Annotated in this window: 9 protein-coding genes and 2 pseudogenes; 1 reads left to right on the top strand and 10 read right to left on the bottom strand. The window is 53.9% G+C overall.

From position 1 onward, the window contains the following. A pseudogene (locus DQ405_RS22790) lies at positions 1-279 on the bottom strand (Hsp70 family protein); the annotation flags it as partial. Between the two features lie 269 nt (positions 280-548). On the opposite strand from DQ405_RS22790, the gene DQ405_RS22785 reads away from it, so the two are divergent. Further along, positions 549-1,613 (top strand): DNA cytosine methyltransferase, encoded by a 1,065-nt coding sequence (locus tag DQ405_RS22785; RefSeq protein WP_178114202.1) that lies wholly within the window; start codon positions 549-551, stop codon positions 1,611-1,613. On the opposite strand, the gene DQ405_RS22780 is transcribed toward DQ405_RS22785, so the two are convergent. From DQ405_RS22780 to DQ405_RS27210, 9 genes and pseudogenes are all read right to left on the bottom strand, one after another. Further along, complete coding sequence (locus DQ405_RS22780; RefSeq protein ID WP_168426241.1) at positions 1,564-2,001, bottom strand: very short patch repair endonuclease; 438 nt, start codon at positions 1,999-2,001, stop codon at positions 1,564-1,566. The two genes, DQ405_RS22785 and DQ405_RS22780, sit on opposite strands and share 50 nt — an antisense overlap. After that, positions 1,989-2,186, bottom strand: a complete 198-nt coding sequence (locus DQ405_RS22775) for an HNH endonuclease (RefSeq protein ID WP_206678930.1) — start codon at positions 2,184-2,186, stop codon at positions 1,989-1,991. The genes DQ405_RS22780 and DQ405_RS22775 overlap by 13 nt, the downstream gene beginning before the upstream one ends. Continuing rightward, positions 2,170-2,823 (bottom strand): hypothetical protein, encoded by a 654-nt coding sequence (locus tag DQ405_RS22770; RefSeq protein WP_168426239.1) that lies wholly within the window; start codon positions 2,821-2,823, stop codon positions 2,170-2,172. The genes DQ405_RS22775 and DQ405_RS22770 overlap by 17 nt, the downstream gene beginning before the upstream one ends. A gap of 50 nt (positions 2,824-2,873) precedes the next feature. Beyond that, a complete protein-coding gene (drmC, locus tag DQ405_RS22765; RefSeq protein ID WP_168426238.1) occupies positions 2,874-3,665 on the bottom strand; it encodes a DISARM system phospholipase D-like protein DrmC in 792 nt (263 codons plus the stop codon). Positions 3,666-3,841: 176 nt separating this feature from the next. Beyond that, positions 3,842-4,600, bottom strand: coding sequence for a DUF1998 domain-containing protein (gene drmB, locus DQ405_RS28200; protein WP_206678929.1), 759 nt, complete (start codon positions 4,598-4,600; stop codon positions 3,842-3,844). Continuing rightward, positions 4,566-5,525 (bottom strand): DrmB family protein, encoded by a 960-nt coding sequence (gene drmB / locus DQ405_RS28195; protein WP_206678928.1) that lies wholly within the window; start codon positions 5,523-5,525, stop codon positions 4,566-4,568. Before drmB (DQ405_RS28195) ends, drmB (DQ405_RS28200) begins: the two co-directional genes overlap by 35 nt. A 2-nt stretch (positions 5,526-5,527) precedes the next feature. Further along, the gene (locus DQ405_RS27220; protein WP_206678927.1) at positions 5,528-5,866 is read right to left on the bottom strand and encodes a hypothetical protein; all 339 of its coding nucleotides are present in this window, start codon (positions 5,864-5,866) and stop codon (positions 5,528-5,530) included. A 52-nt stretch (positions 5,867-5,918) separates the two neighbouring features. Continuing rightward, positions 5,919-6,608, bottom strand: a complete 690-nt coding sequence (locus DQ405_RS27215) for a helicase-related protein (RefSeq protein ID WP_206678926.1) — start codon at positions 6,606-6,608, stop codon at positions 5,919-5,921. 87 nt (positions 6,609-6,695) lie between these two features. Continuing rightward, a pseudogene (locus DQ405_RS27210) lies at positions 6,696-8,332 on the bottom strand (DISARM system helicase DrmA); the annotation flags it as partial.

Here is an 8,332-nt window from a genome sequence, read left to right as displayed (position 1 = left end):
GCGAGCCGCGGCTCGAGCACGCATATCTATCGCTGCGATATCCTTATTGTATTCGGCAAGTCGCTTAGCATAAGACGCTTTGGCCGAGCGAACTCCTTCGCTGATTTCTTGCTCATAAAGCGAGTTGAGCTCAAATCTGGAGATATCGACTGCTCGATCGGGAAAGAATACCGAGGTCCTGAACTGCGGCTCCCCACCGAACATAATGTGTTCGACGTGGCCGTTGCGAAAAGCTGCTGCGCTGGAGTAGCTGGTGCCGAAATCAATGCCGATCTTCATGTGCGATTCCTGCCTCGGAGGTGCAATACGATAGGAATCTATAGAAGAATGAATAGGTTGTCAGTGAAGCAATGGCAAAATAGCATTGAAATGCCAGCCATCGTATCGCTATAACAGAGCGAGCGGCATTGTCAGGATGTTGGCGCTGATTGAACGCTTACCCACCGGCCGCTCAATTTTGAGGGTGTATGGGTATGAGCATGAAATATCGTGCTCGATCTTTACTGAGGTTCCAGCTAGAATACATTACGCTAGGAGGACCTATCCCGATGATTGATGCAGTTGACCTTTTCTGTGGCGCTGGTGGCCTTACCGCTGGCATGCGCAACACCGGCATTACAGTGCATGCCGGGTATGATATCGAAGGCCAATGTGCGTACGCTTATCAGGAGAATAACCAAGCCGCCTTCGTCAAAAAGGACGTAACGGACGTAACAGCCGAAGAGTTGCTGGCTTGGTACCGTCCTGGTCAATACCGCCTGCTAGCCGGCTGTGCCCCTTGCCAACCGTTCTCGACCTACAACCAAGGCAAAGACACCCGCAACGATCGTAAGTGGCCGCTGCTCTATCACTTCAGCCGCCTCATCGGAGAAACTGAGCCTCACTTGGTAACCATGGAAAATGTTCCTGACGTCACCAAGCACGAGGTTTACCATGACTTCGTGCAAAGCCTCAGAGACCAAGGTTATGAGATCTGGGACGGACGGGTGGCCTGCGTCGAGTATGGGTTGCCACAACAGAGACGTCGCCATGTTCTGCTCGCATCTAAACTGGGGATGCCTATAAGCATTATCTCTCCAACGCATCTGAACGCCCCGGTAAATGTCGAGGACGTCATCGGTGAACTGCCTCGGCTAGCTGCCGGAGAACGTGACCCGAACGACCCCCTTCACCGGGCAGCAACGCTTACCCCGATCAATATGCGACGCATCATTCATTCTAAGCCAGGCGGTACTTGGAAAGATTGGCCACTGGAGTTAGTCGCCGAATGCCACCGCAAAGCGAGTGGCAAGACGTATCCGAGCGTATACGGACGTATGCGGGCAGATCGCCCTAGCCCGACGATGACCACGCTCTGCTACGGTTTCGGAAATGGTCGTTTCGGCCACCCCGAGCAGGCCCGCGCTCTGTCACTGCGTGAAGCTGCGATCCTTCAGTCCTTTCCTAGAAATTACGTCTTTATGGAGCCAGAGCATATAACCTTCAAAGCCGTCGGCCGCATGATCGGCAACGCCGTCCCGGTGCGACTTGGGGAAGTTATTGGGGAAAGCTTGATGCAGCATGTCAGGGCCTATGAAGCGGCTCGCAAAGCGGAAGATCAAATTCAAGCCTGAGGCGGGCCTTCAAGACCTCAGGCGTCTTCGTTTCACACTCCCAAATCACTAGTACACGCCAGCCCAAGTTTTGCAATTGAGCTTCCTTCCGCGCGTCACGCTCTACATTCGCTTCGAACTTGGGCAGCCAATAATCTTGCCTGCTCTTGGGGGTGGTCGCGTAGCGGCAGTTTAGATGCCGGTGCCAGAAGCACCCATGCACAAATACCGCCGTCCGAAACCTAGGCAAGACTATGTCCGGTGAACCAGGAAGATCCCGGCGATGCAGACGAAATCTGAGCCCTAAAGCATACAATGCTTGACGAACTCTGATTTCCGGCCCGGTGTGAGCACGCTTGACTGAACGCATGATTTCGCTTCGCGACGCGCTTGAACTCACGTGTACCATCCCTCGTACCGACTAGACGTTGTAACCAGCTTTCGGCCCTTAGCAAGATTGCACGCCTCGCAGAGAAGCTGCATGTTCGTCACATCGTTGATCCCTCCCTCCGCAAGAGGAACTATGTGATCAAAATGCTTGTGAGTCGATACGGAAACTAAACCGCTCAAATCTTTATTACATGCTGCACACATTCCACGGTCGTAACCGGAAAAATAATCCCGCTCGTCTCACCCACTCTGGTATATGGACGCGGGCTGGTACGCCATCCCTCGCCAATAGTGCAAAATGCTCAGGCTCCAAGCCGGCCTTCTCTATACCCTGAACTACGCCTGACACATAGCCATTTAACTTAGCGAGCAGAGTTCTATTGCCAAAGAGGATGAAGAACACCTCATTGGAGAGCCGAGTGAACAACTCATCCAGCTGCCCTGTGAGCCTGAGATCTTGGTGATAATCGAAAATATGATCTTCCGTCACATCCTCCAGAAGGACTGTATTTTCATTTAGCCAATGCAGAAACCCAGAAGACTCAATTCCATGGCGCATGAGCGCTTGATCAACCCATAACTTATTTTTTGGCCCTCTCAGAACGGCTTCCAATGCAACCTCACCAATCCGCTCGTACATGAGTTCTTCAATAATAAACTGAGCAAATTCATGCAGCACACTACGCTTAGGGAAAGGCTGTAAGAATAGCCAAGCCTCCTGATCCTCATGCCAGTTGTGGAGATTACGCAAGTAGGACATTGTGTCGTCGAGAACGTTATGAACAATGTTCGTGTAGTAGTAGGTCTCGAAATACTTCATATCGACAAATTCTTCACGCATGACAGCCGCGACCTTTACAAGTATCAGGAAAAACCGTGACTACGAGAGCCTCAGCCCCACACATTGAGTAAATCCATCATCCACCAGCTGGAACAAATCACTCCTGTTATCACCAAAGCTTCCAAATGCCGATGAAGCTGCTCGGGCAATGGATTACCGGAGACCAGTACGCCAGCCTCCATGTTCTGATCCATTGCGTATCCAGTCAAATTAGCGCTGGTTATGAAACAATATGCACTGTCTGCCACTGCGACCTTCGCATGCACACTGCCGTTCACGAAGGCTGAACCTTTGTCTTTCCAGACATAGAACAGCGCATCTGGAACTATCTTTTGCAGGTTACCAATAGGATCAATACTGACCTTTCCACCCTGGGTGCTCGAGAGCTCCATCAGAAACACGATCTTTACACCTCGCTTTGCCGCTGATCTAAGAGCCCTAGCTATCGACTCAATGTCGTAAGCGACGTAACTCGTGATGAACAACCGCTGCTGAGCAACATCGATCACCTGGATCAATGCCTGTTCGGTTCGCCGAGCAGGAACGAGCTCAGTCGTCGGCCCCGTCCATACGAGCTCGACCCTCTGCCGATCCTCGGCATGACGAAAAGCATATGCTGCAGCCAAGAGCATTGCTGCCAATGTCTCGCCATTGATGGTCGATGCCTTCCAAATATCGATCAACCCCTTGAGTGCGTTATCCGCCTTCACGGACAGCACTCCCACCCTTAAATCTCCAGCTTTCGCGACTTGCATTCCCCTGACCTTCGACGCCAAGGCGGTCACCCGATCATAGGAAATGATTGAAACCAACTCGGATAACGCTACCAACATCTCTCGCATCTTATGCATCCGGGAAGAATGCCGCTTTGGCATTCTCGAAAGTAGGCACGACCATCGCCCGGTCGAGATATCGATTACCACGCTCGCACGATGTCTCCGCGACGAAGGAACATGCATGGCAGGCCGCTGCGTGCAGACTACGGTCTTTCTGGGGGTCGTGCTCCGCGCATAGAGGATCAGATGAGCAAATACGAGCACGTCGCAAAGCCTGAACCAGTAGACGCTCCAAGTTTTTCGGGTTTGCCCAGCTCGACCAATCCACCCAAGGTGCCATCGGAATCCGCAGCCGCTGTGTAAATGATGAAGCCGCATTGACTACCTCCTTCATTCACCTCGGCATAAATCCGCTCTCTAATGCTCGCTGCATTGTATCCGCACTCCAGCGCCAACTCTCGAATCAGCAAATGCGCCAGGGTGTGCAGCATCACGTAACGGGCACCCGGATAACCATCATCTGGCGGACAGAGATGTCGGGAGTTCCGCCAACCTTTATGTCCGCCTCGCAGCCCTACATCAGCAGCCTGAACTTCAGCACTCTGCTCCCACTCGGCGATTGATTGCTCATCGAACTGAATAAAGATGCCTTCACCGTGTACCTGATTAGCGGGAACCCAATCAGGTTTCGCTCGTGACAGTGGTGCTTGGATCGGTCCAGATCCAGTACCACCGGAGTCGTCAGGCGCTTCTACTCGCGTGAAGCCAAGCAAAGCATTCACTTCGCGCAGGCGCTTCAGCAGCAACACCCTAAATATCCTGCCTTGAAATCCATTGGGAACGGCCACCGCTTCAGACAAAAAGTGCGGATAGTCATTCACAGGCGACGGATCAATAAGCACTCGCCATTCCGGTCCTTTGATATCAGCCTCGGTGCCGCGCTCATCGCCCCCTGAACGGTGTGCCTCAATGGCAGCCCAGATAGCCTCTGCGGAATACAACTCTACTCCCGGTAGCAAACCATTTTTTCTTTAGCACCTTTATGGTCGGTGGCAGCTCGTCGTAGTCATCCAAGTCATGAAAGGAATCCCAGCCATCAGTGATCAGTTGAGCGAGCGAGTTCTTTGCCTGAGGAATCGCCAACGCTGATAAAGAGACCGGAAACCAGCTATTAGTCGCGCCCAACAGCACGGCTCGCGGCCCGGCGTCGCAATCCGGTTCGAACTGATCCAAATGAGGATGCCGCCCACGACACCCAGGCAAGTTCTCCTTACCGAGCTGCCCAAATGCGTGGGACATATTGCGCGCCGCCCCGCAATCGTCGCACTTCGCCCAAAGATTCTCGGTCTGTAGGGACGCTCCGCTTTCGAAGAAGCGCAACGTGCCTTTGCAATCGTCGGGGCCAGAGTGGACGAACCACTGCCAAGGGAAGTCATCTAGATGTCCATTTTTGCAAGCCAAAAGGAAACGTGCAGGAACGGCATCTGCATCCTTCGCGGGCTGATCCTTTTTGGAACCTCGGCAACCCTGATGAACGAAACGTGTCGCCTCCGGGCGGTATCGGCTTTCCTTTAGCTCGAACAACCCACTGTCATAAGGCGACAAAAGCCCGCACTTCACACAACGCAACCAGCGAGGGAAAGGACGAACTGGAACCCCAACGCTGGCTTCTGCTGAGAACGGATCTACCAGATCACTCTTACTGAACGGTGGCATACGTAGCGACTCAACCTGAGGGCCAAGTGCTTTTTGCACGGCAGCGAGCAAACGATTTTCGATCACTGGCTGACAACGATCTTTCTCCCAGACGTCAATGCCGGAGGTCACAACCGATAAGTTCGGCAAGTCGACCAGGGCACCTGGGCCGTATGCCCACAGTAGCTGACTAGGTCGAACTGAACCGACGTGAGTTTTTTCGTTGGCCATCTTCATTCGTCCTTATCAGCCACTGCAGGGCGAGGCTTCCATTGAATTTCGTCTTTGATCTTCGTTGAGTTCATGACCAAACGAACTCCAGGCTCGACCTCACGCATCGACATTGGTACCGTCCAGTTATCCCAAGCCTGCGCACCTGGAGCCTTGATCAAGGCAACCGTTCTGTCCTTGTCTGGCCCCCGCTTCTCATATGCCAAAATACGGTTCCCCTGCATCACCTCGCTCACCCACTGATCAGCACGCTGCTTGAGCATATCGCCCGCGAGTTTCTTCGCAGGAGCTTCCGCAATGTTGTCGGCGCGCGTTTCGAGTACCTTCATGGCGTCCAGCATTTCCACCTGATTTGGCTGTTTAAGGCTTTGCGCTCCACCGTTAGGCGCGAAATCATTCGCTTTTGGCGCGGATCAGTGACAGCATCGCTCCAGTCAAACCCCGATCCATCGCGCGCGGCGAAAACGGTGTGACTGATTGCGCCTCTACATGTTTGTAGAAGGTCGCGTGGTAATGCTCGAAGGTCTCATAATGCGAGAGATCGCGAGGCCGGGCCCATGTCAGCACGGTACACACTAGACCAGGGAACTGACGCCCCACACGACTCGTAGCCTGGATGTATTCCGCAGTCCCTTTTGGCTGACCGTTGACAGCCATAATTCCCAGCCGGTTAACGTCGACCCCAACCGACAGCATGTTAGTGGCCAGTACGATATCGATCGCTCGAGAATCCCCTTCTTCCCAACGAGTAACGTACTTACCTTTTTCAGGATCCCACTCGGACTTAAACATCACCTCAAGCTGATCGAGATACTTGGGAATGTCCTGGTTGGAAACACGAGAAGTCAGCTCACGAATGTTCATAACGCTGCGCTGCGCAAGACCCGGGCGCTCCACCATGCTCATTTGTACCCGGTATGCACGTGTCTGCACATCATCTTCGGCCAAACGCTTCATACCGCCCAATTCACGTAGCGAGTTGAAGTACCCCACCATGGTCATGTATGGATCAGCCGCCTTACCGAAGCGATCGAACAGGGCTTGAGCAGCAGTTAGAGCAGCGGTGTATACCCGGATTAGCATCGCTGGCCGCGAGCTGCCCGGAGAACAAAATGCCTAGATAAACGTCGCCCTGGCTTCTGCCTGATCGGACGCTGCACCGAGAAAAAGTTATCCTCGACATCCAAGCCATGCGGCGGGAAAACTGAAAACCTGGCGCATGAATACATTGTTGACCTGTTGCTGCGCCTTGCGCACGGTCGCCGTGGAGGCGATCACCTTCGGGCGGATCGAATCGTCACCCAGCCGCCAGGTGCAAAGCTCATCTACCGCCCCCTCATATAGCCCAACCATTGTCCCCAAAGGCCCACTAATCAAGTGGAACTCGTCCTGGATGATCAGGTCCGGTGGCCTTACTGGAACGATAGCTTTGACCGACGCTGCTGCTGCTTTACCTGCTACAGCCCTATGGCCGGTATTGCACTCAGAGCCCGGCCAAAGCAAGCCATGACGAGAGCATTCCTTCGAGACACGACCGAACAGATTCCGCACCTGCCCACGCCACGCCATCATGGCGAACTTGTCGACGGTGGCGATCATCATGGACGGTGGGCGACGATACATCTCTTCGTCTACGACCATAACTGGCAAGCCAGGATGTGCCAGCTTGCTTGAACGACCGCGGGAGAAGTCACAGGCACTGAGCTTATCGCCGCAGTAAATTGTCGTCCGCCCAACGATCTTGTCGACCTCAATATCTCTGCTTGGATCAATCTCCGTCCCGCACCATGGACACCCTGTAAGCTGTGCCGGCGATGCCATACCAGTGGGATTTCGTCCTGGGGTACGAATAGCTTCAATGAACCTGTGGCTATCGTCGGTGGTCCCCGGTGTCACCTTATTGCCGACCCAAAGGCCTATGGTAAACGCACTATCGCCTAAGGAATCATCACCCGCTGCAAGCGCTTCTCGGCGAATATGCTCCATCGCACAGATTAACGCGGTAGCCCGCTGGAACTGCTGCAGAGTCAGCAGGCGCAGGGTGTAGCGCATGATCACAGCCAGACCGCGAGAGGCATCGTAGCCGCCCATACTTCCTTGCAAGCGGCGAATCGCCATGGTGAATGCAGCGACACCAAGATATGCCTCTGTCTTGCCACCACCGGTGGGAAACCAAAGCAGATCAGCATAAGCCTGTAGAGGCTGAGTACGATCCGTATGTTTCGGATCAGCCAATCCAGGCAAGGACAGCAGCAGGAAAGCCAGCTGGAAGGGGCGCCAAGAGCGGTTCTTCGAAATGTCGAACTCCGCCAGCTTGACAGTGCGACCGCGCCGACGCTGCAAGGCGAACGCACTATGCACACGCTGGATGGCCATCGCACGATTAGCAAAACGAAATGCCGCCAGAGCATCATCGTCTGCTGCCAGCAGACTCACACCTTCGCGCAGTCGAGCCAGAATTGCCTCACATTGTCCCAGAGCCTCATCGGCTTGCTGGGCGTAACCGACAGCATCGGTCTCAATACGTGCTCGCTGATCTTTAATCCAGGCAGCATAATCCTCAGTCAGTATTCCGAGTGCGGCAACGAGCTCGCCTGCCTCCAGTTCCGCTAGATGCTTCATATCCAGTAAGCCTTCGTCGACCAGCCTGCGCATAGCTGGACGATCTTGCGAATCCAAACCTGGAGTTTCGGTGACCGGCAACTCATATTGCGGCATCACCCTTGTACGCAGCTCGACAGCCCTAGCTACATCAACACCGGATAACGCATGCACTGCAACACCATGGCCTACCGCAAACTCGACCC

This window comes from Pseudomonas sp. SST3, assembly GCF_003325755.1.
Note: the sequence above shows the minus strand (reverse complement) of the source record. Positions and strands in the feature narration are given on the sequence as shown.